General features: G+C 65.4%; 19 protein-coding genes. 10 read left to right on the top strand and 9 right to left on the bottom strand.

Annotated elements, in window-relative coordinates; genetic code table 11:
• The first annotated feature begins 12 nt into the window (after positions 1-12).
• Together OH491_RS14535 and OH491_RS14530 are read left to right on the top strand one after the other, a co-directional pair.
• Complete coding sequence (locus OH491_RS14535) at positions 13-819, top strand: AraC family transcriptional regulator (protein WP_068773067.1); 807 nt, start codon at positions 13-15, stop codon at positions 817-819.
• Positions 820-870: 51 nt separating this feature from the next.
• Positions 871-2,838: a heparinase II/III domain-containing protein gene (locus OH491_RS14530; RefSeq protein ID WP_145929127.1), complete on the top strand. Its 1,968-nt coding sequence runs from the start codon at positions 871-873 to the stop codon at positions 2,836-2,838.
• Between the two features lie 199 nt (positions 2,839-3,037).
• On the opposite strand, the gene OH491_RS14525 is transcribed toward OH491_RS14530, so the two are convergent.
• The 4 genes from OH491_RS14525 to OH491_RS14510 all read right to left on the bottom strand — a co-directional run bounded on the left by OH491_RS14525 (position 3,038) and on the right by OH491_RS14510 (position 7,452).
• Complete coding sequence (locus OH491_RS14525) at positions 3,038-4,294, bottom strand: sialidase family protein (protein WP_068773066.1); 1,257 nt, start codon at positions 4,292-4,294, stop codon at positions 3,038-3,040.
• A 19-nt stretch (positions 4,295-4,313) separates the two neighbouring features.
• The gene (locus OH491_RS14520) at positions 4,314-5,519 is read right to left on the bottom strand and encodes a substrate-binding domain-containing protein (protein ID WP_084442720.1); all 1,206 of its coding nucleotides are present in this window, start codon (positions 5,517-5,519) and stop codon (positions 4,314-4,316) included.
• Between the two features lie 228 nt (positions 5,520-5,747).
• Positions 5,748-6,641 carry an alpha/beta hydrolase gene (locus OH491_RS14515; protein ID WP_334319741.1) on the bottom strand — a complete coding sequence of 298 codons (894 nt, stop codon included), beginning with the start codon at positions 6,639-6,641 and terminating at the stop codon, positions 5,748-5,750.
• Between the two features lie 232 nt (positions 6,642-6,873).
• On the bottom strand, positions 6,874-7,452 hold the full coding sequence (locus tag OH491_RS14510; RefSeq protein WP_084442718.1) for a Fur family transcriptional regulator: 579 nt from the start codon (positions 7,450-7,452) through the stop codon (positions 6,874-6,876).
• Between the two features lie 190 nt (positions 7,453-7,642).
• On the opposite strand from OH491_RS14510, the gene OH491_RS14505 reads away from it, so the two are divergent.
• The 3 genes from OH491_RS14505 to OH491_RS14495 all read left to right on the top strand — a co-directional run bounded on the left by OH491_RS14505 (position 7,643) and on the right by OH491_RS14495 (position 12,221).
• Positions 7,643-8,071, top strand: a complete 429-nt coding sequence (locus OH491_RS14505) for a Minf_1886 family protein (protein WP_068773063.1) — start codon at positions 7,643-7,645, stop codon at positions 8,069-8,071.
• A 121-nt stretch (positions 8,072-8,192) separates the two neighbouring features.
• Positions 8,193-10,826: a M16 family metallopeptidase gene (locus OH491_RS14500; RefSeq protein WP_084442746.1), complete on the top strand. Its 2,634-nt coding sequence runs from the start codon at positions 8,193-8,195 to the stop codon at positions 10,824-10,826.
• 252 nt (positions 10,827-11,078) lie between these two features.
• Positions 11,079-12,221, top strand: coding sequence for a glycerate kinase (locus OH491_RS14495; RefSeq protein ID WP_342750533.1), 1,143 nt, complete (start codon positions 11,079-11,081; stop codon positions 12,219-12,221).
• A gap of 259 nt (positions 12,222-12,480) precedes the next feature.
• Here the strand turns inward: OH491_RS14495 and OH491_RS14490 are convergent, their stop codons facing one another.
• Positions 12,481-13,806 (bottom strand): bifunctional ornithine acetyltransferase/N-acetylglutamate synthase, encoded by a 1,326-nt coding sequence (locus OH491_RS14490; RefSeq protein WP_068773196.1) that lies wholly within the window; start codon positions 13,804-13,806, stop codon positions 12,481-12,483.
• A gap of 231 nt (positions 13,807-14,037) precedes the next feature.
• On the opposite strand from OH491_RS14490, the gene argB reads away from it, so the two are divergent.
• Positions 14,038-14,922 carry an acetylglutamate kinase gene (gene argB / locus OH491_RS14485; RefSeq protein ID WP_068773061.1) on the top strand — a complete coding sequence of 295 codons (885 nt, stop codon included), beginning with the start codon at positions 14,038-14,040 and terminating at the stop codon, positions 14,920-14,922.
• A gap of 270 nt (positions 14,923-15,192) precedes the next feature.
• Positions 15,193-16,404, top strand: a complete 1,212-nt coding sequence (locus OH491_RS14480; RefSeq protein WP_068773060.1) for an aspartate aminotransferase family protein — start codon at positions 15,193-15,195, stop codon at positions 16,402-16,404.
• 38 nt (positions 16,405-16,442) lie between these two features.
• On the opposite strand, the gene OH491_RS14475 is transcribed toward OH491_RS14480, so the two are convergent.
• The 4 genes from OH491_RS14475 to OH491_RS14460 all read right to left on the bottom strand — a co-directional run bounded on the left by OH491_RS14475 (position 16,443) and on the right by OH491_RS14460 (position 20,967).
• Entirely contained in the window at positions 16,443-16,781 is a 339-nt protein-coding gene (locus tag OH491_RS14475) for an RDD family protein (protein ID WP_145929126.1), read from the bottom strand.
• Between the two features lie 251 nt (positions 16,782-17,032).
• Positions 17,033-18,463, bottom strand: coding sequence for a cation diffusion facilitator family transporter (locus OH491_RS14470; RefSeq protein ID WP_068773058.1), 1,431 nt, complete (start codon positions 18,461-18,463; stop codon positions 17,033-17,035).
• A gap of 220 nt (positions 18,464-18,683) precedes the next feature.
• Positions 18,684-20,234, bottom strand: a complete 1,551-nt coding sequence (locus OH491_RS14465) for a pyridoxal-phosphate dependent enzyme (protein WP_068773057.1) — start codon at positions 20,232-20,234, stop codon at positions 18,684-18,686.
• A gap of 67 nt (positions 20,235-20,301) precedes the next feature.
• Positions 20,302-20,967 carry a MarC family NAAT transporter gene (locus tag OH491_RS14460; protein WP_068773195.1) on the bottom strand — a complete coding sequence of 222 codons (666 nt, stop codon included), beginning with the start codon at positions 20,965-20,967 and terminating at the stop codon, positions 20,302-20,304.
• 97 nt (positions 20,968-21,064) lie between these two features.
• Here OH491_RS14460 and OH491_RS14455 point away from each other — a divergent pair, with 97 nt between their 5' ends.
• The 3 genes from OH491_RS14455 to OH491_RS14445 all read left to right on the top strand — a co-directional run bounded on the left by OH491_RS14455 (position 21,065) and on the right by OH491_RS14445 (position 25,668).
• Positions 21,065-23,983 (top strand): insulinase family protein, encoded by a 2,919-nt coding sequence (locus OH491_RS14455; protein ID WP_068773056.1) that lies wholly within the window; start codon positions 21,065-21,067, stop codon positions 23,981-23,983.
• 195 nt (positions 23,984-24,178) lie between these two features.
• Complete coding sequence (locus tag OH491_RS14450; protein ID WP_068773055.1) at positions 24,179-24,892, top strand: ElyC/SanA/YdcF family protein; 714 nt, start codon at positions 24,179-24,181, stop codon at positions 24,890-24,892.
• Entirely contained in the window at positions 24,889-25,668 is a 780-nt protein-coding gene (locus OH491_RS14445; RefSeq protein ID WP_068773054.1) for a tyrosine-protein phosphatase, read from the top strand. The genes OH491_RS14450 and OH491_RS14445 overlap by 4 nt, the downstream gene beginning before the upstream one ends.
• Positions 25,669-25,788 lie beyond the last annotated feature (120 nt).

The raw sequence follows: 25,788 nt of genomic DNA, 5'->3' as shown, positions 1-25,788 counted from the left end.
GATACTAACATCATGCTGCGCCTCCTGCTGCACAGTTACGGCCAGTTCGACCGGCGGCACACCATCGCGCCGGTGGCGTGGCCGCACTTCGATTTGCTGCACGTGCACGCGGGCCGGTTGCGGCTGCGCGTGGGCGACACGCCGGAGTTTTTTCTGAAATCAGGGGAAAGCGTGCTGATATTCCCGCACACGCCGTTTTCCGGCGGCGCCGCCGGAGACGGGCGCGTCCGCGCATCCGTGCAGCATTTCGCGCTGGAGGAGCCGGTCGATTCCGAAAATGCCGTGCTGCGCGCGTGGGCGGGCAGGAAGCAGGGATTCGCCCTGCTCGCCGGCCCCAATGCAAACTCCGTGGATCGCGATGTGGCGCGCGCGATGGAACTCGCCACCCGGCCTGCAAACGCCGTGAACACCGCTTTGCGGGCGGCGCAACTGACGCTGCTGCTGGGGCGTTTCCTGCAAGCCGCGCCATCACGCCCGCCGCCGGAAACATCCAGTGCGGAAAGCCTGCATCAAATCATGACCTGGGCCCGCACGCGCGGCGGCGTGGTCACGGTGGGCGAGATGGCGCGGCGCGCCGGTTATTCCGCCGCGCATTTCCGGCTGCTTTTCACGGCCGCATTCAACGAACGCCCCGCGGCGTTTCTGCTGCGCCTGCGCATGAACGAGGCCCAACGCCTGCTGCGCGAGACCCGCGGGACGATCAAGGAAATCGCGGGCAAAACCGGCTATGCCGACGCGGTGGCGTTCCATCGGGCGTTCGTCCGCCGGACCGGGCGCACGCCCGCGAATTATCGACGGCAATTCGCCCCGCGCGGATGAGCCGGCTGCACCAGATACAACCAATCGCCTTCAAATTTTTCCAAGCCCATCATGAAAAAACATATCCGACCCCTCGCACTCCTCGTGTTTTCCATCCTCGCGGCGGCGCCGCTGGCGGCGCAAACCCCGCCCGCCGCGCCGACGCCGGGCCTGCTCGCAGCCGGCGCCACCACCGCGGAACTCCAGCGCCGCCTCATTCCGCGCGACCAGTGGACGCCGTTTCCGCGCGCCGGCGACCGCGCCGCGTGGGAAAAGGCCGACCGCCGGCTGCTCGACGGTTATATAAAATACGCGGAGCAAAACATCGGCTTCAAATGGCCTGCGCTGCCGGCCACGCTGTCGCTGGAATTTGTGCGCACCGGCAACCGCTCGCATTACGAGCACGTCAGTTTCCAGCGCCGCGCCACGCTGGCCGCGCTGCTCGTCGCCGAGCTGGCCGAAGACAAAGGGCGCTTTATGGACCAGATTATAAACGGCGTCTGGGCCATTTGCGAGGAGTCGTGGTGGGGCGTGTCGGCGCACCTGCGCGAAAGGGACGGCCTGATGGACGTTGACGACCCGTTTGTCGACCTGTTCGCCGCCACCACCTCGGAACTGCTGGCGTGGACGGATTATTTTCTCGGCGAAAAACTCGACGCTGTCTCGCCGAAAATCCGCGCGCGCATCCACGCCGAGATCGCCCGCCGCATCCTGCAACCGGTGATGCTGCCCAAAAACCACCGGAAACACGGCTGGATGACCGGCACCAACAACTGGAACCCGTGGATTTGCTCAAACTGGCTGGCCAGCGCGCTGTTGATGGAAAAGGACGAGGCCGCGCGCGCCGCGCACGTCGCGAAAGTAGTGGAAACGCTGGATTATTTTCTGACGCCGTATCCGCGGGACGGCGGCTGCGACGAGGGGCCGGGCTACTGGAACGTCGCCGGCGGCTCGCTTTACGACAGCCTTGTGCTGCTCAACTCGGCCACGAACGGCGCGTTCGCCGATTTGTATAAAAACGAAAAGATACAAAACATGCTCAGATACATCGCGCGCGTCCAGATCAGCGACAAGACAAGGTATGCCATCAATTTTGCCGACGCGGCGCCGCGGATCTCCTCGGAGGGCACGCTGGTCTGGCGGTTCGGGCGGGACATTGGCGACGCCGGCATGGCGGGCTTCGGCCGCGCCACCGCCGACTGGCGCGGCCCCGGCGCCTGGCGCGCGCATTACGCGCGGATTTTCCACGATTTGTTCTCTCGCGCGGAAATGGAGGCCACGCCGCCGGCTGCGCCGCTTTACGGCGAGGTGTGGTTCCCGGATTTGCAAGTGGTCGCGGCGAGAGAGACCGGCGGCTCCGACGCCGGTTTTTATTTCGCCGCCAAGGGCGGCCACAACGCCGAGAGCCACAACCACAATGACATTGGCAATTTCATTGTGTATTACGACGGCCAGCCGGTCTTGATAGACATCGGTCAGGGCACCTATACCGCCAAGACCTTCAGCAAGCAGCGTTACGAACTTTGGAACAACAATTCCGACCACCACAACGTTCCGCAAATCAACGGCGTGCCGCAGCGCGCGGGCGCCGGCCACAAGGCGCGCGAGGCGCGTTTCGACCGCGGCGCCGCGACGTTTTCCGCCGACCTCGCCGGGGCATATCCCAAGGAAGCCGGCGTGAAAAACTGGCGGCGCTCCGTCACGCTCCAGCGCGGGCGCGGCGTGATCGTGCGCGACGAGACCGACCTGACAAAGACCGGGGGTGTGATTGAGCGCCTGATGACGTGCCACCCCGCCAGCGTCACCGGCGCAAACGAGGTGACCATTCGCGGGAAAAACGGCGCGGGCGCGGAGACGCCGTTTATTATAAAATTCACCGGCGCCGAAGCGGACATTGAAATTGAAAAGATGAAACTGGATGAGGAGTCCGACAACAATATCCGCCGCAACTGGGGCGACAGCATCTACCGCATCAGCTTCAAAATCGCCGCGCCCGGGGCGAGGGATGTTTATACGATTGAAGTGACGCGAGGAAATTAAACCCGGAAACCGCGATTGGCGGTTTGAGTGGCACGGGCGTCCCGCCCGTGTTCTGTTGGCGCACAAACCAGTGCGGGCGGCCAAACCGCATGGGCGAGTCGCCCATGCCACGCAATCCCGCGGCCCGTCCGCGTTAACCTCAGTTAACAAAGTAGAACCAATCTTCCGCGCACAATTCAATCGGTGGCGACGCCCTGCCTCACGGGTTCCACGGCGCGTGCGGCGGGGCGAAAAGCCATTCGAGGTTGAAACGGACGAAATGCAGCGAGTCCCAGTATTTGACCGAGTCCTTGTCCCCGCGCTCGTAGATCATGGCGATGGTGCCGTCGTCGAGCATGGTCATGTCATTATAGGAGCTGGTGTGCGGGTAGATCATGCGGCCCGCGCTCCAGGTGTTTCCGTTGTCACGGCTCCAGCGCACGGTCATGTTGTAGCGCCCGTAGGGATGCTCCTTCTGGCGGAAGGGGCTCGCCGGATTGGCGAAGAGCAGGACGCCATTGTCCGGCGACGCCGGATAGTCATATAAAAGCGTCGCGGCGTGGCACGGCAGACTCACCAGCGCCTCATCGTGCCAGACAGTCGGCCAGGTCATGCCCCCGTCGCGGCTGAGCGCGACCAGGCGGCGGGCGTTGTCAGGCGCGGAGCGGCTGTAAACATTGCGGGCGTTCATCATGATCGTGCCGTCGGGCAGCTCGACGAGCTGGTTTTCGTTGCCGTATTTTATAATCTTTGTGGCGCCGAGCTGCCATGTCCTGCCGTGATCGTCACTATAAAAGACATGCGTGTAGCCGGGGCGGGATTTGCCTTCCTGCTCCATGTGGCGGCCCGGAATGAGCAGGCGGCCCTTGTGCGGACCGTGCTTGAGCTGGATGCCCGCCGAGCCGGGCCCGACGCCGTAGCGCTGTATCCAGTTGCGTTTCCACTGGACGACTTTCGACGCCTTTTTGTCGCTTTCGGGATCGGTGGAGCCGTCCACGTCCTGGTCCGGCTTCAAGCCGAGCCGGTCCCATTCGGGCTTGGTGACGGAGTCGTGAATCATCACGATGCCGGTCCAGTTTTTTCCGCTGTCGTCGCTGGCGACGTAGGCGTATTTTTTCTTGTCACGCAGGAAAAACACGAAAATCCGCCCCGTCTCACAGTCGATGCAGGTGGTGATGTCGGTGGATGTGTTGGTGCCGTCGTCGACGATGGTCTGGATCTCCGACCATGTCCTGCCCCGGTCGGCGCTGCGGCGCATCACAATGTCAATGTCGCCGACATCGCCGATCCCGTGATTGCGGCGCTCGACGATGGCGAGGATGTCGTTGTTCGGCGCGCGGATGATGGAGGGGATGCGGTAATTCGGCTTGTTGTCCGGCGTGGACGGAAACAATTCCATCGTTTCGAACAGGGGCGCGGCGCCGAGGGGCGCGGCCAGAATCAACAGGAGGAGGAAGGCAAGGCGGCTGGTTTGCATGGATGGGAAATTGCCGGGTTTATTCAATCGCGGATGGATTCTGGGCGGGCTCGCCGCCCGGCGCGGCGAGGGTGGCGCCTTTTCTATAGTCGGGCATGATGCGGATGTCCTTTTTCACGATGTGGGAGCCCTCGACGGTTTGCATGATGAGCTTGAACAGGCGGCGCGCGAACGAGGCTTCGTCAAAGGAATAGCGGGTCGGCACGGGATGGATATAATTCAAGAACGAATCGTCGTCGCGGCACACGAGCGAGATGTCGGCGGGCACCCGCAGCCCGAGGCCGTGCAGATAGGTGAGCACGAGCAGATAAAAATGCGGGTTGGCCACAAACATCGCGGTCGGAGGCGGATTGGCGGGGCCGTCGTGGAAGAGGCGGTCGAGCGTCTTGAGCACGCTGTGGTTGGTGTTTTGGTGGTGCACCACGAAGCCCTTGGCGTCCCCGTCGCTGGCGGATTCGATGCCCTCGACAAACCCGCGCTCGCTGGCGACGTCGCCGGCCTTGGTGGATTTTTCGGTGAGGAAAACGATGCGCTTGTGCCCGAGGCTGGTCATCTGGCCGGCGGCGTGCCGGCAGAGCGCATGGTAGTCGAGGTCGACAAAAGGCAGCTTCAACCCCGGCCCGCATGTGCCCGACACGACACACGGAATGCCCTGCTCCTGAAACCACAGCTTCACGCGATCGGGCACGAGCGTGAGAATCCAGCAATCATGAGGATTGTCGGCGACGAGACGTTGCAGACGGCGGCTGGCCCCGGCGGCGAAATAGTGCTCGCCGTGAAACAGGTGCAGGCGGAAACCGAGTTCGGCGAGATGCCCGCGCAACTCGTCCACGATGAGGGCGATTTTCGGGCGGAGCGCGGTGATGGGTTCGGGCATGAGCAACGCGACGACGTGGTGCTTTTTTCCGGAGCCGGGCTTGCCCCGCTTCGTGACGATGCGCGTGCCCAGCGGGTGTTCGGCCCGCACGACGCCGGTGCGCTCAAGCTGCGCGATGGCGGCGCGCAGGGTGTTGCGGCTCACGTGCAGCGATTCCGCCAGCGCGCGCTCGCTGGGCAGCCATTCGCGCCAGACATTTTTGTCGATGCCCGACTGGATGGTCTCGACCACCTGGCTGACGAGGGAATTTCGCTGGGGTATCAAATCCATCAGGTTCTCGACCAGCTCGATCTTGCGACGGTCGCGACGGCGGGACGGTAAACCCGGGGGTGGGGAAACGGCAATCATGACGAATCAAAAAATACGGGAAAAAGAAGCCGCTGCAGGCGGCGGCGGTCGATAAATGGAGGCGATGGGGGGCGGTCGGCGGGACAGCGCGACCAACCAATCGAATCAAACCCCGCGCTCCGCAAGGATCAAGCCAAGGTCCCGTAATTGAACCATGACAAACCCCGCGCGCGGCACAGGGAAATCCCAAGTTTTTCAAAGGGAACGCGGCGGCGCGCCAGCCCGTTGTTATTTCCCGGCAAAACCGAGGCCGCGCAGGAACGCCTCCATGCGCCGAAGCGTTTCGTCGTAGAGCGCGGCATCCTTGAACATATAAGTATGAATCGCGCCCTCGACCGCGACGAGTTCGATCTTGTTGCCGGCCCGGGTCATCGCGAGCTGGAATTTCTCCGCGCCCTTGAACGGCGTGGTGGTGTCGCCCGTCCCGTGAAACAAGAGCGTCGGCGGCACGCCCTTCACCACGCGGTCGGCGGGCGACAGCTCTTTCCAGCGCTCGCCGATCTTCTTGTTGCCGTAGCCTTCGGCGGACGTGTCGATGACCGGGGAAAACAAGACCAGGGCCTGCGGCACACACGACACGGAGCGATCGTCGGTTGCTTCATCGATTCCGGTGAAAAGCGCGGTGGCCGCCGCCAAATGCCCGCCCGCCGACGCGCCGTTGGCCGCGATGCGGTTGGGATCGATGCCGAGTTCGGCGGCATGCGCGCGGATATAGCGCATCGCGGAACGGGCGTCTTTCACGCAATCGAAAACCGTCACGTCCGTGCCCGCCTTGTAACGGCGGTATTCCACGCTGATGCCCACCATGCCGTGCTTCGCCGCCCATTCGGTGAACGAAAACATCGAGCGGGGCCCGCCGGACGTCCACCCGCCGCCGTGATACGACACGAAGCACGGACGCGGCCCGGCCGCCTTGCCCGACGGCTCGAAAATATACAGGCGCAGTTCGCGGCCATTGATTTTTTTATAAACCAGCTCGCGTGCCGGCTGAATGGTTTTTACAAGTTCGCCAACATAATTGGACGGCCGTTTGGCCGCGGCAGGGGCGGTCTGGGCCGAGAGCGGCGCAGACACGAGCTGGCTGAACGCAATGAAACACAAAGCAAGGATGACGGATTTCATGATGCAGGGCGGGAGGGAACTTGAAACGAAGCGAGCCATGGCAAGGGAGTTTGCCTCAGGCGGCGCAAACGACGTTGCGCCCGGGCACCGGCCACTGAAAAGCAATTAATTTTGGTTCCCGCGGTGCACCATGTGCAAACCCGTCAAAATAACCGGGCTTCCCAAAACCAAAGAACCACGATCTTGGGAGACCGTGGTTCTTTGGTGATGCTTACCTTTATAATTTTGCGTTTTACGGCACCGGCACCGATGACTGGGACCGTTGCTGGATGGCCTGCGGAACCTCGGCAGCGCCCCGGCGTCCGGCCATTTCCTCGGCGAGTTTGGATTTGCCGATAAAAAATTCCGCGATGTGCGAGACACTCTCATGGCCGCGCGCCCGAAGGGATTCCTCGATACGGCCCAGAACCGCGCGAAGCTCGGCCGCGTTTGCGGCGTCGAGCTCCTCAATTTTACCCGTATCCTTGCATATCACATGATAGGGCGGCTCCTCGTTATTGAGTGTGATCTGGTAGGCGCTGGTGCCGTTATGGAAATAGCTCAGGCGCACCAAGCCGATTTCCTGAAATACTGCCAGACAGCGATATACAGTAACAAGGTCACAGGTGTCGGGAGGCAGGTCACCATGGATCTGTTCTATGCTGGCAGGCATCGACCTCTGAATGAGCGAGGAAAGAATGGCGATGCGGGGTTGGGTGATACGAAGACCCGAAGCCTTTAACCGCGAGCACGCAAAATCAATGGGAGTTTGGGGGTTGCGATCGGAACTAAGCGAAGCGATCGGATGGTTGGTTTGTGTTGACGCAATCATGCTGGAAAATGTCTTCAGAAAACCTTTTCGCACTGAAAATGCAATTAAATAATCCCAAATTTTTTCACAAAGTCACATTATCGCAACAAATATACATATCCACTCTAGTTTCTCAAGCTATATGCAAGTTGCGGGATTGCCTCGGCCAGCCTTTCCATCCACTCTCAGCCCTTTCCCAGCCCACCGCACCATGCAGGACGTAAAATTTAACGAGGTCGTCGAACAAATCTGCAAAGAAGACCCACGCTATGACCGGCGCGCCTACTCGTTCGTTCGCGAAGCGCTCGATCACACGGTAAAGAACATCCGTAAAAAACAGGCCGAAAAAGGTGCGCACACCCGTCACGTCAGCGGCCCGGAGCTCCTTGAGGGATTGCGGCAATATGCGCTCGACCAGTTCGGCCCGCTCGTAAAAACCGTTTTTGACGCATGGGGCATCACCCGTTGCGAGGACTTCGGTGAAATCGTCTTCAATCTCATCGATTATAAAATTTTTTCAAAAACCGAAAACGATCGCCGGGAGGATTTCGCCTCCATTTATACGTTTGAGGAGGCATTCGTAAAACCCTTCCTTCCCGCCCGCAAGCCGCGCGCATTCGTCGCCGACCCCGCGGCGTAAACCCGTGCCATCGCCCGCGCCGCGCCCACCGCGGCGCATCCCCCTTCACAAAAGCCGCGCCTGACTGCGCGGCGTTTTTGTCTCGCGAGCCCGACTTTAACAATTCGTCTTGATCATCCGCATGCCCGCCAAACGCACCGCCCGCCCGCGCACCAAGAAATCCCAACGCCAGGCCGCCGCCCGGATCACCTCCGACCTCGCCCTGCTCGCCCCCTTCTGGCGCGAACCCGTCACGCGCACCGTCCTCCCCAACGGGCTCACCGTCCTCCTCAAGCCCGATGCCTCCGCCCCCGTCGCCTCCGTGCAGGTCTGGGTGAAAACCGGCAGCATCCACGAAAACGCCCACCTCGGCGCCGGCCTGTCGCACTACCTCGAGCACATGCTCTTCAAAGGCACCGCCCGCCGCGCCGGGCGCGAGATTTCCGCCACCGTGCAGGCCCACGGCGGCTACATCAACGCCTACACCACCTTCGATCGCACGGTCTATTACATCGACCTTCCCTCCGAGCATGCCGCCATCGCCATCGACCTGCTCGCCGACCTCGCCCTCCACTCCACCCTCCCGGAGGACGAAACCGCCCGCGAAAAGGATGTCATCCTTCGCGAGATCGACATGTGCCGCGACGACCCCGACCAGCGCCTCTCCGAGGCCCTTTTCGAAACCGCCTTCCGCCAGCATCCCTACCGGTATCCGATCATTGGATATCGGTCTCTCTTCGCCTCCATCACCCGGGACCAGCTCCTCGCCTACTACCGCGCCCGCTACGTCCCCAACAACATCACCCTCGTCATCGCCGGCCAGATCGACCCCGCCGCCATCCTTCCCGAAATCGACCGCCATTTCGGCTCCGCCCCCCGCGCCCTGCTCGCGCCCGTCCTCGTCCCCGGCGAGCCCGCCCAACTCGCCCCCCGCGCCCTCCACCTGCACGAGGACGTGGAAATCACGCGGGCCGGGCTCGCCTGGCAAATCCCCGGACTCACCCACCCCGATGCTCCTCTTCTCGATCTCCTCGCCACCATCCTCGGCGGCGGCGACAGTTCCATCCTCTGGCAGACCGTCCGCGAAAAAAAGCGCCTCGTCCACGCCATCGACGCCCACAGCTGGACACCCGGCGCCGCCGGGCTCTTCACCATTTCCTACACCTGCGATCCGGCCAGACGCGCGCCCGCCGCCGAAGCCGTCCATGAAATCCTCGGCCATTGCGCCGCCAGCCTCCGCGCGCTCACCCCCGCCCACCTCAAGAAAGCCATCCGCCAGCTCACCGTCTCCGAAATCAACACCCGCAAAACCATGAGCGGCCAGGCCGCGCGCCTCGGTGCCGCCGAAGTCGTCATCGGCGACCTCGACCACGCCCGCATTTATTTCGAACGCCTCCACGCCGCCACTCCCGCCGACCTCCGCCGCGTGCTCAAGACCCACCTCGTCCCCGAGCACCTCACGACCGTCTCGCTGAACCCCGTCGAAAACAAACCCGCCGCCGCCACCAGCGCAACTTGTAACCCATTGGGTCGCAAACCCGCCGCCGCCAATCCGCAATTCGAGGAACTCCGCCTCCCCAATGGCGCGCGCCTCCTCCTCCAGCCCGACCATCATCTGCCCAATCTCCACCTCCGCCTTCTCCATCGCGGCGGCCCCCTCCACGAAGAGCCCGGCAAACGCGGCGCCACCCAGCTCCTCGCCACCCTCCTCACCCGCGACACCCGCCGCCGCACCGCCGCCGAAGTCGCGCAGCACATCGAGGAAGCCGGCGGCGCCTTCTACCCCTTTGCCGGAAACAACTCCCTCGGCCTTGCCCTCGAAGTCCTTCCCACCGACGCCGGCCGCGCCCTCACCCTGCTCGACGAAGCCATCCGCCTGCCCGCCTTCGCGCCCGCCTCCTTCGCCACGGAACGCGAGGCCCAGCTCGCCGCCCTGCTCCAGGACGACGACGATGTCGTCACCTACGGCCAGAAGCTCCTGCGCCAAAAATTCTTCGGCCCGCATCCTCTCGCGCTCAACGCCGCCGGCGACGCCCCCGGCCTCCGCGCCCTCGCGCCCGCCGACCTCCGCGCCCTCTGGAAAAAAATCCACGTCGCCGAAAACACCATCCTCGCCGTCGCCGGCGATTTCGACCCGCGCAAACTCGTCCCCGAACTGAAAGCCCTCCTCGCCCGCATCCCCCGCGGCGGCCTCCCCGCGCCCGACGCGCCGAAACAGCTTCCCGCCTATCCCGGCGAACACATCGAGCGCCAGCCCCGCGAGCAAGCCGTCGTCTACCAGGCCTATCCCGGCCCCGCGCTCCGCGCCGCCGACTACTACGTCGGCGAAGTCGCCGACGAACTTTTCAGCGGCATGAGCTCGCGCCTCTTCGAGCGCGTCCGCGAGGAGAAAGGGCTCGCCTACTTTGTCCGCTCCACGCGTATTACCGGGCTGGATACGGCCATGTTTGCCTTTTATGCCGGCACCGCGCCCGCGCACCAGGCGCAGGTTTTGGACGAAATCGACGCCGAGATCCGCCGCATCCAGACCGAAGGCCCCGCGGACGACGAACTCGCCCGCTGCCGGACCCGGCTGAAGGCGGCCCGCCGCATGAGCCTGCAAACCAATTCCTCGCGCGCCATGCAGGCCGGCCTCAACGCCCTCTACGGCCAGCCCGTGAACGACTGGCAAAATTACGACGCCCACATCGACGCCGTGACCATCGACGCCCTGCGCGCCTTTGCCCGGACCTATTTCAAGAAAGAACTCTGCGCGCAGCTCATCGTCACGCCGTGAGCCGCCGCGAGGCCGCTTCGCCGCGTCAGCCTTTTTTTATGGTTCCTCGCTATTTTGATGGCTGTTTTTCATGGCAAAGAAGCAAAACCAAGTCACAGAGCACACAGAGCTCCGGCACAGAGTCCACAGAGGTTTGATTTTGAACTTCCTCCGTGTCCTCTGTGTCCGCGCTCCGTGAACTCTGTGACTAAAACAACCGGACTTTTCATCGAAAATAGCGTCGAACCTGTTTTATTATTCCGGAAACTCCCCATGAAAAAAATCGTCGTCGCAGTGGATTCGTTCAAAGGGTGCCTCGATTCGCTTGAGGTCGCCGGCGCGATCGAGGCCGGCATCAAAGCCGTGCACCCGCGCTGCGAGGTGGTCAAGGTGCCCGTGGCCGACGGCGGCGAGGGCACCGTGCAGGCGCTGGTCTGGGCCACCGGCGGGCGGACGCACACGCTCACCGTCCACGGCCCGCTCATGCGCCCGGTCGCCGCGTCCTACGGCATCCTCGGCGACGGGCGCACCGCCGTCATCGAAATGGCCTCGGCCAGCGGCCTGCCGCTCGTGCCGCCCGGCGAGCGGAATCCGATGGAAACCACGACCCTCGGCACGGGCGAATTGATCGCCGACGCGCTCCGGCGCGGCTGCCGGCGTTTCATTCTCGGCATCGGCGGCAGCGCGACCAACGACGCCGGCACGGGCCTGTTGCAGGCGCTGGGATTCCGGTTCCTCGATGCCGCCGGGACCGAACTCGGGCACGGTGGAAAAATCCTGAAAACCATCGCGCGCATCGACGGCTCCGGCGCGAACCCATTGCTGCGCGAGGCGGAATTTCGCGTCGCGTGCGATGTGGACAACCCGTTTTCCGGCCCGCGTGGCGCGGCGCATGTTTACGGCCCGCAAAAAGGCGCCGATCCGCAAATGGTCGCCGTGCTCGACCGCGGGCTCGCCCAGTTCGCCGCGGTGATAAAAGCGCACACCGGCCGTGACATCGACGCCGAACCCGGCGCGGGCGCGGCGGGCGGCATGGGCGGCGGCCTGCTGGCGTTTCTCGGCGCGCGCCTGCAACCGGGCATCGCGCTGGTGCTCGAGACGCTCCGGTTCGAAAATCTCCTCGATGGCGCGAGCCTCGTCATCACCGGGGAGGGTCGCATGGATGCGCAGACCGCGATGGGCAAGGCCCCGCAGGGCGTCGCGGCGGCGGCGGCCCGGCGCGGCGTGCCGGTGATCGCCCTGGCGGGCGGCGTCGAGGACACGGCGGCGATCAACCGCATCGGCATCGCAGGCGTGTTCTCCATCATGCCGCGCCCGATGTCGCTGCAGGACGCGATGGTGCCCGAAACCGCCGCGAAAAACATCCGCGAGCTGGTGGCGCAACTATTCCAAACCATCGCGGCCGTGCGACCGTAAACGCGCCGTCGCCGGCGCGCGACACCGTGCAAGTCCCCGCCGATGCTTCGTAGCGCAGGCATCCTGCCTGCCGTCGAAACCAAAAGGCGCGTAGCGCCGCTGATTGTCTTTTCTGAAAAATGCCGCGCTTCGCGCAAGATAGGTTCGACGGCAGGCAAGGATGCCTGCGCTACGGGGCCGCTTCGCATTTTTCAGCGGCGCGGGCTCTTCTTGTCGCTTGGGACTTGATGCTTGGAACTTGCTTGAAGGCCGATTGGCCTCAGCTCCGGTAGTCGGCGTTTTCCGTCACGTATTCGTGGGTGAGGTCGCCGCCGAGGACGGTGCAGGCTCCGGCGCCGCTCGCGAGATCGAGGTCGATTTCCACGCAGCGTTCGTGCGCGGGATAATTCACCGGCGGCGTGAAAATGCCGTCGGCGGTCGGCACGCTGGCGTAGAGTTCGGCGTCGCGCAGGTGGGCGACGAGCGCGACCTCTTTTTGCGGGTCGAGCTGGAAGGCGCCGCCGGCGAAGATCTCGATGCCGCCCATGCGCGCGCGCAGGCGGCCGAGGTCGAGGCCGGGAGCGTGCGCGCCGACGTGCTTGCCGATGGCCTGGACGAGGCGGCCGACGTTGGGGTCGTTGCCCGCGACGGCACATTTGAAAAGCGGGGCGTTGACGACGGCCTTGCCGAGCGCGCGGGCCGTGGCGCGGTCGGGCGCGCCGGCGACGCGCACGCGGATGACGTGGCGCACGCCTTCGCCGTTGCGGACGACATCCTCGGCGAGGTCGCGGCAGACCTGCGCGAGGGCGGTTTCGAAGGCGGCGTGATCGGCGGCGGCGGGGATTTTGCCGGAGGAGAGCAGCACGACGGTGTCGGACGTGCTGGTGTCGCTGTCGATGCTGATGGTGTTGAAACTGTCATCGACGACGCGGGCGAGCATGGCGCGGAGCGTGTCGCGCGGGACGGCGAGGTCGGTCAAGACATACACGAGCATGGTGGCGAGGTTCGGCTCGATCATGCCCGCGCCCTTGGCGATGCCGACGATGCTCGCGCCGGTCCGGCCGACGGCGGCGCGGCGGATTTTCGGGTAGAGGTCGGTGGTGACGATGCCCTCGGCGGCGGGGAGGACGCTGCCGGCGGAGAGCGCGGCGACGGCCTGCGGGAGCGCGGCGACCATCGCGCCGGCGGGCAGGCTCCAGCCGATGACGCCGGTGGAGGAGGGGAGGACCTGCTCCGGGGCGAGGCCGAGGTGGCGCGCGGTCTCGGCGCAGACGCGCGCGGCGGTTTCGAGGCCGTCGGGCGCGCAGACGTTGGAGATTTTGTTGTTGATGATGATGGCGCCGAGCGAGGGTTCCGCGAGGCGCCGGCGGCCGATGATGACGGGCGCGCCGGGAAAGGCGTTGCGGGTGAAGACGGCGGCGAAGTCGGGCGTGGGCCGGTCGAGCGCGATGAGCGTGAGCGTCATGCGGGCGGGCTTGGGCGCCTCGCGCGGCGTGAAGTCGAAGCGCGTGGCGCCGACGCGGAAGCCGGCGGGCAGGGCGGCCTGGCCGCCGAGCCAGGCGCGGTGCGCGTCGCGTGAGGTGAAGGTGAGATGGGTGCTGGGCACGGTGGCCTCGAGAAGTGGACGAAGCGCGCGGGAAGTGAAGCCGATTTTGAGGATGGCGCCGCGCGAGGGCCGGGTTTCCCCTTCGTGAATTCTTTCATCCGGCCCCAAAATTTTATCGAAAAACCGCGAGCGAATGCGATAGGTGTTGCATTCCTCTTCAAACAAGCCGTGAGCGTTTTCACCAAACTCCACCACTTCCATGCGGCCGCCGGCCGCGTGCCCTGACCCGCAATGAACGTCGCTGAAATCACCGCCAAGACGAAGGTGCTGCTTGAGGCACTCCCCTACATCCAGGATTTCCGAGGCTCCACTTTTGTCGTGAAATACGGCGGGAGCTTCATGGACGACCCTGATCCCGTCGCCCGCGGCCGCGTGGCCTGCGACATCGCGTTTCTCGCCGCGGTCGGCATCAACGTCGTCGTCGTGCACGGCGGCGGCAAGGCCATCACGAAGGCCATGGCCGAGTCGGGCCTGAAGGCGAATTTCGTCAACGGCATGCGCGTGACCGACGAGGCCGCCGTCGCCATCGTGAAGCGCACCCTCGACGAGGTGGTGAACCGCGACGTGTGCGCCGCCATCGCCAGCGCGGGCGCGAAACCGAAGGGGCTGCCCGGCGACACCGTGCTCGCCTGCGAAAAGCTCGCCGTGGACGACGACGGCAACCCCGTCGATCTCGGCTACGTCGGCGACATCACCGAGGTGAAGGCCAAGGTGATCAAAAAGGAAATCGCCGACGGCTTCCTGCCCGTCATCTCGCCCGTCGCCGAGGGCTTCGCCGACGAGAAGCCCTACAACATCAACGCCGACGTGGCCGCCGGCCGTGTCGCCAGCGCGTTGCGCGCGCGCCGGCTCGTTTACATGAGCGACGTGCCCGGCCTGCTCTCCGACCCGGCGAATCCCGACTCCCTCATCTCGACGCTGAAGGTCTCGCAGGTCGATCCGCTCAAGAAAGCCGGCGTGATCGACAAAGGCATGCGCCCGAAAGTCGCCAGCGCCATCCGCGCGTTGCAGGAGGGCGTGCAGCGCGTGCACTTCATCGACGGACGCCTCCCGCACAGCCTGCTGCTGGAAATCTTCACCGACAAGGGCATCGGCACCGAGATCGTGCAGGGATGAGGAATTTTCGATTTTGGATTCTCGATCGATTTTCGATTGGCGGCGCTGTCGCGCCGGGGTCGACCGGCCGGAAATCGAGGATTTGGAAATCAAAATTGTATCAATAATCTCACTACAACCGCGCCGCACCCGCCCGCCCGCGCAATCCGCCGAAAAACAAAACCCGCCGCCGCGCTTCGTTCTTCCCCCCCCCGGCGCGGCAGCGCCGCCAATCGTTCCGAGCGAAGCGACATGCCCGCCAAATCGAGAATCCAAAATCGAAAATCTCCCATGACCACCGCCGATCTCTACGACGCATATGTCTTGAAAAACTACGGACGCGCCCCGCTCACGCTCGTGCGCGGCGAAGGCGCCCATGTCTGGGACGACGAGGGCCGGTGCTATCTCGATTTCAGCGCGGGCATCGCCGTGACCGCCGTCGGCCACAGCCATCCGCACTGGGTCGCCGCCGTGCAGCGCCAGGCCGCCGAGCTCGTCCATACCAGCAACCTCTACCGCAATCCCCGCCAGGGCGAGCTTGCCCGCCGCCTCGTCGGGCGGGCCGGGCCGGGCCGCGTTTTTTTCTGCAACAGCGGCACCGAGGCCAACGAGGCCCTCATCAAGCTCTCCCGCCTCCACGGCATGAAAAAATCCGGCGGGGAGGAAGGGCGCTGCCACAAAGTCATCTGCGCCAAAAACGCCTTTCACGGCCGCACCTTTGGCGGCATGAGCGCCACGCCGCAGGAGAAAATCCAGAAAGGCTTCCGTCCGCTCGTGCCCGGCTTCGTCTTCGGCGAACTCAACAACCTCGCCAGCTTCGAGGCCCTCATCGACGACCGGACCGCCGCCATTTTTGTCGAAACCATCCAGGGCGAAAGCGGGATCAATCCCTGCACGCCGGAGTTCCTGCGCGGCCTGCGCGCGCTCTGCGACCGCCACGATCTCCTCCTGCTCCTCGACGAGGTGCAATGCGGCCTCGCCCGCACCGGCAGGTTTTACGCCTTCGAGCACGCCGCCGGCGTGCGGCCCGACGCCATCGGCATGGCCAAGGGGCTCGGCGGCGGCTTTCCGATCGGCGCCATGTGGCTGGACGAGAAACACGCCGGGCTCTTCCATCCCGGCTCGCACGGCTCGACGTTTGGCGGCACGCCGCTCGCCTGCGCCGCCGCGCTCGCCACGCTCGACATCATCGAGCGCGAGAACCTGCTGGAGAAAATCGTCGCGCAAAGCGCCCCGTGGCATGCCGCGCTCCGCGGGCTGGCAGCGGAGTTTCCCGCGCAGCTCCGCGAGGTCCGCGGCCTGGGCTACCTCGTCGGCCTGCAACTCGCCGGCGATCCCGCGCCCTACGTCGCCGCGCTGCGCGAGGCCGGCTTTCTGGTTCCGACCGCGGGCAACAACGTCATCCGCCTCCTCCCGCCGCTCACCGCGACCGCGGACGAACTCGCGCAATCCGTGGAATTTCTGCGCCGGGTCTTCGCGGCAAAAAAGAACCCCGGCCTTTGACGGCCGGGGTTCCCCGGAAAAGACGATTTGCGCAGTGCTTATTCGACGGAGACGACCTTGGTCTTGGCCCACTGGTCGCCGAAACGGATGCCGGTTTCCTTGTTTTTGACGAGCACCATGTAGAGCTCAACAAGAGCGAAGAACGGGATGCAGAGGACGATCTGGCGAATGATGCAAGGGCCCCATTGGCCTTCCATCGAGGAGCCGTCTTCCATGACGCATTTCAGCTTCATCACCTTGCGGCCGATGCTCTGGCCCTTGAGGAAGGGAAGCGCATCCTTCGTGAAGATATAGATCAATCCGACGAGAGGAATACAACTGATGACGCCGTCAATAATGTAGGCGATGAGACGAGGAACGAACTGTGCAGGTTTCATAAGGTTTTTAGTGAGTTGGTCTCGATGCAAACAGGTTACTATTTGCAAAGTGCAAGACTTGCGATAGGCTGCTTTTGCACGTTTTTTACGTCAAGCATTCATTTGCAATGCCTTTTGTCGGCAGTGCCTGGCCGCGGAAGCGCGAAATAGGGGAAACGTCTTGGAGCAGCCGACTCGGGACGCACGCGGCCAGGCATTTCAAGAAATACCGCGGTCGCATTTTATGCCCGGAAGGCGATGGAGAAATGGCATCAGGCGCCGGCAGACGGCGGTTTGTTTTTGCGCAAGTCGGTGTGCCCGGTCACGCGGACGATCTCGGGGTGCTCCACGCGGATGGCGTGCTCGATGGCATCGACGCGGTCATGCACGGCGGCGACAGTCTGCCGGCCATCGACCCGGCAGTGATAATTGACCACGAGCCCGGCGGGCGTGCGGCGCACACGAACGTTGTGGATGTCACCGATGAGGTCGGTGCCGGCGGCAAGCGCGGCGAGCGTGGCGGCGACACGGCCGGTGAGCTCGGACGGCGCATCCTGGCCGGGGAGATGGGCGGCTTCGAGCGGCTCGATGTGCGTCTCGACCTCGGTGGCCGGGCCGAATTCATCGCGGATGGCCGCTTCGATGGACGAGGCGACCTGGTGCGCGTCGCCGAGCCACATGTGCCCGTCCACTTCGAGGTCGAGGCTCACCGACAGACGCCCGTCGAGTTCCTGCACCGTGACGTGGTGCACGGGCACCTGGCGTTTTTGCGCGATGAGCATGACGCGGTCGCGCACCGTTTCCGTTTCCAGCGCGCGCGGACGGGTGCTCACGGTGAGCACGGTGTCGGGAAACGCGGCGCGGATGGCTTCGTGGATGCGGGCCTTGATGGCGTCCACGCGGTCGAGCGGCAGGGTGCGCGCGACATCGATGGCGAGTTCGCCGAAGATTTCGTTGCCGCCGGGGCGAAGGCGCAGCTCGCGGATGCCGGCCACGCCGGGCACGCCCGCGATGAGCGCGCGCATTTGTTCGGAGCGGCCCGGCGGCGCGGTGTCGAGCAGGGTCGCGAGCGTGCGTTTGCCGAGACGGCAACCCGCCGCCGCGATGTAAACCGCCACGAGGATCGCCGCGAGCGTGTCGCCATAGCGGAACCCGAGCGCGGCGGCGCCGAAGCCGAGCAGCACGGTGAACGAGCCCGCGAGGTCGGAGGCGAAGTGCAGCGCGTCGGCCGCGAGCGCGTGGCTGCCGGTCTCGCGGGCGACTTTGCGCAGCACGCGAATGCGGTTCAGGTCGACGATGATGGAAACGCCCAGCACGCCAAACACCAGCGGCGAGCCCTCGATGGGGTTGCCGCCGGCGAGAAACTGGCGCACGGCCTGCGCGGCCACGCCGAGCGCGAGCGCCACGAGGATGCCGGTCTCGACCAGCGCGGCGACGCTCTCGAATTTGCCGTGGCCGTAGTGGTGCTCGGCGTCGGCGGGCTTGCCGGAGGCGCGCACCGCCACCCAGGTCACGAGGGTCGCGAAGGTGTCCACCAGCGCGTGCGCCGCCTCGGAGAGCAGCGCGAGCGAGCCGGAGAGCAGCCCCGCGACGAGTTTGCCGGCGGCGAGCGCGGCGCTGGCAAACACGGACCAGCGGGCGACGCGTTCCTTGCGCGCAGCCGTGTCGGGGGTCTGGGTGGAGTGGGAGGCGGTTGCGTCCATGCGAGGAGAGCCGGGGATATAACCGGAGCGTGAAGGCCAGGGCAAGACAGACGAGGCGCAACTTAATGTGATGCCACGCGCCGGAATCTTTCCTCTTTATTCTTTATCTTTCCTCTTTCTTCCCGCCCGTTCCTGATGAAAGAGAAAGATAAAGAGGAAAGATTCCGGCGCGTGGGGAATCACGTTGGATTGCGACCGGACGGACGGGCATCCCGCGTGGTCACATGGACGAGAGCCTTTTGTGGGCGGGGGCGGCGACGGGTTTGCAGGAGCGGTAGCCGTCGCCTTGCTCGGGGAGGTTTTTGAGAAAAAGGTCGCGGTGTTTTTCATCCTCGAAATCGAGGCCGATCAGCGCCCGGCCGATGCGTTCGCCGGACTGGCGGTAATTGAAATAACAAAAACTGGCGCGGTCCCGCACGCGTTTGTCCAGAAAATCGTGGAGCGCGCCGGGGCGTTCATAAAAATCGAGCCGCAGGAAGAGCGGCGCGGCGAGCAGGTCGCCGCGCAGCGGGATGGCGCGGAAGGTGACATCGACCGCGCCGGTGATGTCCTCCCACTCGTATCCGTGCGCGTCGAGGCGCGAGGGCACCTCGGCGAGCGCGCCGGGGGTCTCGGCGGCGATGGTAAAGACGGGCCAAGCGTCGTCGCTGGTTTGCTTGCCGTATTGGAAGTCGGTGATGTCGAGTCCGGCGAAACAGGAGTCGAGCAGGCGGAGCATGGTGCCGCGTTTCTCCGGGATGCGGATGCGGAGCGTGCGCGCCGGCGCGGCCGGGGCGTTGGCGGACTGGGCGATGAGGCTGAGCTGGAGGAGGTCGATGTTGGCGCCGGAGACGATCACGAGCACGCGTTTGCCGGCGAGGGCGGCGCGGTTTTTCAACACGGCGGCGAGGCCGAGCGCGCCGGAGGGCTCGGACACGCAGCGGAGCGTCTCCCAGAGGACGCGGATGGCGGCGCCGACCTCGTCGTTGGTGACGGTTTCGATGCGCGAGAGCGTTTCGCGGCAGATGCGGTAGGGGAGGTCGCCGGCCTTCCGGACCGCGGTGCCGTCGCAGAAGATGTCAACGGTGTCGAGCTGCACGCGGCGGCCGGCGTCGAACGCAGCCTTCATGGACGCCTGGCCTTCGCCTTCGACACCGATGGCTTCGATTTCGGGCCAGTAGGTCTTGAGCCAGCAGGAGACGGCCGCGGCAAGGCCGCCGCCGCCGATCTGGAGGAAGGCCGCGTCGAAGGGGCCGTGCTCGGAGAGGACGATTTCGTCGGCCAGCGTGCCCTGCCCGGCCATGACCTGGAGGTCGTCGTAGGCGTGGATGTAAACGGCGCCGGTGCGCCGCTCGTCGTCGCGCGCGGTGGTGACGGCCTCGTCGTAGCTGTCGCCCGCGAGGATGATTTGCACGAACTCGCCGCCGTGCAAGCGGACGGCGTTTTGTTTCACGCGCGGGGTGGGGCGCGGCATGTAGATGCGGGCGCGGATGCCGAGCACGCGGGCGGCGAGCGCGACGCCCTGGGCGTGGTTTCCGGCGGAGGCGGTGACGACGCCGCGCGCGCGTTCGGCGGGCGTGAGGACGGCCATGCGGTTGCACGCGCCGCGCCACTTGTAGGCCTTGACGGGCGAGAGATCCTCGCGTTTCACCCAGATTTCGGGGCCCGGCAGGCCGTCGGTCAGCACGAGCCGTTCGAGCGGCGTGGGCTGCCCGAAATGGTAAACGCGGGCGCGGGCAAACAATATCTCCTGCCGGAGACGACGGTCGAGTGGCAGGCTGGAGCGTGGCATAGGACCGGGAGTTTAAAGCCGGACGCGGGCGGGGGCGCAAGCATCGCCGCGGCGCGTCCGCGCGGGATTACTCCGGCGCGCCGGTGTTCAGCGCGTCGCGAATGGCGTGGAGGAAATCCGGGTTCGTGGCGATTCCCTGCACTCCGTTGACGATGAATTGAATGCCCACGCAGAGAATCAGGAAGCCCATGATTTTGGTCATGGCATGCAGGCCGTTGACGCCGAGGATGCGGACCAGCCGCGTTGAAAGCCGGAGCACCGCGTAGGCAATCGCGGCGACGACCAGAATCCCTGCGAAAATCCAGACGTAATCCAGCCAGCCGGATGCCATTGAGGTCAGCCCGATCGTGACCGAGATCGCCCCGGGGCCGCTCAGGCTGGGCATCGCCAGCGGGGTGAACGAGATGTCCTTCTTCTTCTCCGACTCGACTTTTTCCTCCGGAGTCTGCCCGTGGTCGTCCTTCGGGTAGAGCATGCGCGCGCCCACGCCCGCCACCAGAATGCCGCCCGCGATGCGCAGGCCGGGCAGCGACAGGCCGAAGAAATTCATGATGAAGCTGCCGCCCAGCAGAAAGCACCCGAGGATGGCGATCATGTAGCAAATGCCGCGCCTCGCCTGCGAGACGCGTTCCTCCTCCGAGTAGCCTTGCGTGATGGCAAGAAACAGCGGAGCGGTGCTGAACGGGTTGATGATGGGAAGCAGCGCGGCGATGGTGGCGAGGATCAAGGCCATGGTTTCGATCCAGTCATGTCGCGGTAAAAACGCAAGAAACGCCCGCCGCTCCGTCTTTTCGATTGCTCCCGGATGCCGTCTGGCATCCGTTTCCCGCATGAAATTCCCGTCCGCCTCGGTTCGCGTGCCCGGAGTGTTTTTGGCGTCCGCGTTCGCGTTTTTGTTCGCGGCGTCCGTTCCGGCCTCCGCCACGTTGCACCCGCCAAAACTGATCGCCCTTCCCGCCGTCCCCGCCTTCGCCACCGCCGACTCGCCTCCCCCCGCCGACGTTCCCCCGCGCCCGCGCGCCGTGAATGACGAGTCCGCCGTCCGCCACCTCGTGCTCGACAACGGCCTGCGCGTCCTCCTCGTCTCCGACCCGCGCCTCAACAAATCCGCCGCGTCCGTCGCCGTCGGCGCCGGCTCGCTCGACGACCCCGAGGGGCGCGACGGCCTCGCGCATTTCCTCGAGCACATGCTCTTCCTCGGCACCGAGAAATACCCCGACGCCGGCCGCTACCAGCGTTTCATCGACGCCAACGCCGGCGCGTGGAACGCCTACACCGCCGGCTCCGTCACGAATTACCACTTCGAAGTTCGCCACGAAGCCTTTGCCGAGGCGCTCGACGTTTTTGCGCAGTTCTTCATCGCGCCGCTCTTCACGCCCGAATTCACGGAACGCGAAATCAACGCCGTCAACTCCGAGTTCCAGATGCGCCTCGAGAACGACCTCTGGCGGCAGTTCCAGCTCATGCAGGGTTTTTTTGAAAAAGACCATCCCGAGCACCACTTCGCCATCGGCAACGCCGCCACGCTCGCCGGCACCACCCGCGACGAGCTGCTCGCCTTCTATCGCGCGCATTACAGCGCCAACCGCATGGCCCTCGCCCTCACCGGCAAGGCCTCGCTCGACCAGCTTGAGCAGCTCGCCCGCGCCTGCTTTTCCGCCGTCGAAAACCGCCGCATCTCCCCCGTCGCGCCGCCGCCCGGGTTTCTTCCGCCGAAGCCCGCCCTGCGCCTCATCCGCATGCAGCCGGTCAAGGACCTCCAGCAACTCACGCTCCTCTTCCCGCTGCCCGGATTCCGCGCCGACTACGCCTCCAAGCCCGCCGCGCTGCTCAGCTTCATTCTCGGCCACGAGGGCGAGGGCTCCCTTCTTTCCTCGCTCAAGCGGGACGGCCTCGCCACCGCGCTCGGCGCCTACCTCGACGGGGAGACCGAGACCTACGGCTCGTGCCTGGTCAACATCACCCTCACCCCCGCCGGAGTCGAAAACCACCGGACCGTCCTGGCCCGCGTTTTCTCCGCCATCGACTCGCTCCGCCGCGCCGGTTACCCCGAACACCTCTTCCGCGAACGCCAGGCCATGGCCCGCCTCGACGAGGCGTTCCAAGACAAGGGCGAGGGCATGTCGCGCGCCATCGAGCTGGCCAACCTCGCCCTCCAATACCCGCTCGAAATCGCCGACCGCGAACCCTACCTCTGGCTTGCGCCCGATCCCGCCGCCTACCAGCGCCTCCTCGACGCGCTTCGCCCGGACAATCTCCTCGCCACCCTCACCGCCAAGAACCAGCCCGCCGACCGCACCGAGCCCTGGTATGGCACCCGTTACTCCTACGCCGAGGACACCGGCCCGGTCTGGCAGGCCCTCGTCCAGCCCGCGCGCGACAACGTCCTCCATCCGCCCGCGCCCAATCCCTACATCCCCGGACGCACCGACCTCCTGCCGGCCATGCCGCTCCAGCTCATAGACGAGCCCGCCCTCAGCCTCTACTACGCGCAGGACGCGGAGTTCCACCGGCCCATGTCCTCCCAGCGTTTTCTCCTGCGCATGCCCCGCTCCCTCGCCACGCTGGAGGACGCCGTTCTCCTGCGCCTTTACGCCGCCTGCGTCCGCGAGGCGCTCAACGAGACCACCTATCCCGCCGCCGAGGCCGGCCTCGCCTACACCCTCGAAGCCACGCCGGACGGCCTCGCGTTTTCCGTCTCCGGCTACGACGAGTCCGCCGGTCGCCTGCTCGACACGCTCGCCGCCGGGCTGGTCGAAATCGACCTCACCGCCGAACGCTACGCCGCGCTTCAGGACGCGCTGGTCCGCGAGCTTTCCAGCTTCCTCCGCGCCGAGGCCTACGCCGTCGCCGGCGCGACCCTTCGCGCCACCGTTTTCGAAAACAACTACCGCCCCGACGAACAACTCCCCGCCGCGCAACGCGCCACCCTCGGCGACATTCGCGCCTTCGCGAAAAAACTCCGCTCCGGCGCCCGTCTCGAAGCCCTTGCCTACGGCAACCTCACCGCCGCCGAGGCCGCCGCGACCGCCCGTCGCGTGGCGGAAAAACTCGCCGTCGCGCCGCCGCCCGCCGCCGACCCGCTCCTCGCGCCCCGGCTCCTCGTCCGCGCCGCCGCCGATCTCCTCGCCGCCGAAACGCTGCCCGGCAACAACTCCGCCTTCCTCCGCGATTACATCCTCGGCCCCGACGACCCCGAACACCGCGCCGCCGCGCTCATCCTGAACAATTTCGTCGGCGAACCCTTTTTCACCGAACTCCGCACCCGCCAGCAGCTCGGCTACGTCGCCCAGGCCTGGGCCGCGACCCGGGAGACGCAGACCACGCTGAATTTTCTCATCCAGTCCGGCACGCATTCCGCCGACGAACTGGCCGCGCGGGCCGACACTTTCATCGCCACCTTCCCCGCCCAGTTCGCCGCGCTCACTGGCGACGAATGGGCCGCGCTCGTCGAAGGCGCGCGCGCGCAACTCGAGGAAAAAGACAAAACCATCCCGGAGCGCGCCGCCCGCCTCTTCACGCTCGCCTACCAGCGCGCCGCCGACTGGGCCCGCCGCGAGGAAACCCTGAAGGCGCTCGACCGGCTCGCCAAATCCCGCGTCGAACAACTCTTGAAAACCGCGCTCGCCCCCGACACGCGCCGCCAGGCCACCATCCTCGCCTACGCCCGCGACCACGCCCCGAAAACGGAGCAAACCCCGACCTTCACCGACCGCTCCGCGTGGAAAAAAACGCAGACTTACAAGTGAGGCGCCCCGGAGCGGCGGTGTCCCCGCCGCCGGACGCGCGCCAGCGCGCCCTTCAAAAGACACGGGCCATCCCGTCAAACGGCGAGGATAACCCTTCGGGGAGGGACCCAGAAATTGCCTTTGAAAGCATGGCGCGGCAACGCATTGCGCCTTGTGCTTACCGTCAAATTTTGCGGCGATGGAAGACGATTTTCCATGAGTCGTTTCCAAAGAATTTTTCAGATCCGCCTCTTCAAACAACGCTCCTTCCGGTTTGCCGCCCTGCTGCTTCCGATGGCCGGTCTCGCGGCCATTGCGCTGGCCAATCATGCCATCCAATCCGCCGCGCGCGGACGCTGCTTCGCCGACATCGACACCGTGCCGCGCCACCGCGTCGGCCTTGTGCTCGGCTCGGCGCGTTCCCTGAAATCCGGCGCGGTCAATCTGCACTATAAACACCGTGTCGAAACCGCCGCCTCGCTTTTTCACGCGGGCAAGGTGGATTGGCTGCTCGTCAGCGGCGACAACTCACGCGCCGCCTACAACGAACCGGCCGACATGCGCGACGATCTCGTGGCCGCCGGCGTGCCGGCCGACCGGGTATATCTTGACTACGCCGGCTTCCGCACGCTCGACTCCGTGGTGCGCGCAAAGGAAATCTTTCGACTCGGCGACGGCGAATGCCTCGTGATTTCCCAAAAATTCCACGTCGAGCGCGCGCTTTATCTCGCGCAAAAGAACGGCCTGCGCGCGTCGGGATTCATCGCGCCGGACCCGCCGCGCATTCACACGGTGAAGGTAAAAATCCGCGAGCAGTTCGCCCGCCTCGCCGCCTGCGTCGATGTCAACCTGCTTGACACGCGGCCGCACTTCCTCGGTCCGCCCGTCCCGATTGGCCCCGACACGCCGCAACCGCCGCCCGTTTTATGAACCAGCAACCACCCGCTCCGTCTCTGTCCGTCGCGCCGCTCGAAGGCGGCGTCAATTTCCGCGATCTCGGCGGCCTGCCCGCCGCGGACGGGCGCCGCGTCCGGCCCGGCCTGCTGTTCCGCTCCGGTTCGCTCGCGCACCTTACGCCCGCTGATCGCGACCATCTCGCCGCCGCGCGGCTCACGCGGGTGCTCGACTTTCGCGACGCCGACGAGGCCGCGAGGGAACCCGGCGCGCTCTGGGACGGCGCGCGCTACGAAAACATCCCCGCGAACCCCGTGGGGCGCGGCGTGAGCGCGACCATTGACGAGTTCAGCCCCGCGTTCCTAGCGAGGCTGGACCCGCGAAAATTCATGCGCGACCTCTACCGCGAGCTTCCGCTCGAAAACCGCGCCTACCGCCGGCTGATGGCCGTTATCCAAAAAACGGATACGGCGACGGTCTTTCATTGCGCCGTCGGCAAGGACCGCACCGGCGTGGCCGCCGCCGTCGTGCTGCTCGCGCTCGGCGCGGGCCGCGCGACCATCATCGCCGACTACACGCGCACCGAGCAAACCCTCGCGCCGCACCGCGAGCGCGTGCAAACCGCCCTCGCCGGCGAACTCGACGGCCTCGCGATGGAGCACATGCGCGTGCTCATGGCGGCGCGCGAGGAGTTCATCGCCGTCGCTCTTAACTCCATCGAGTCACGGGGCGGAGCGGACGCCTGGCTCGCCGCCGAGTTCGGCCTCGACGCGCCCGCCCGCGCCGCCTTGCAGGCGAAGTATCTCGAATAACACCATTTCCCAATGAAAATCACCCTTTTGGTGGAGGGCCGAGCTCCTGCGAGGCCGTCGCGGTTATACGCGAGGTTTTTCCGCGACGGCCTCGCAGGAGCTCGGCCCTCCAGAAGTGTG

Origin of the sequence: Termitidicoccus mucosus, from assembly GCF_038725785.1 — a bacterium.
Lineage (GTDB): Bacteria > Verrucomicrobiota > Verrucomicrobiia > Opitutales > Opitutaceae > Termitidicoccus > Termitidicoccus mucosus.
The sequence above is the reverse complement of the archived record's forward strand: the minus strand, read 5'-3'. Positions and strand labels throughout refer to the sequence as shown.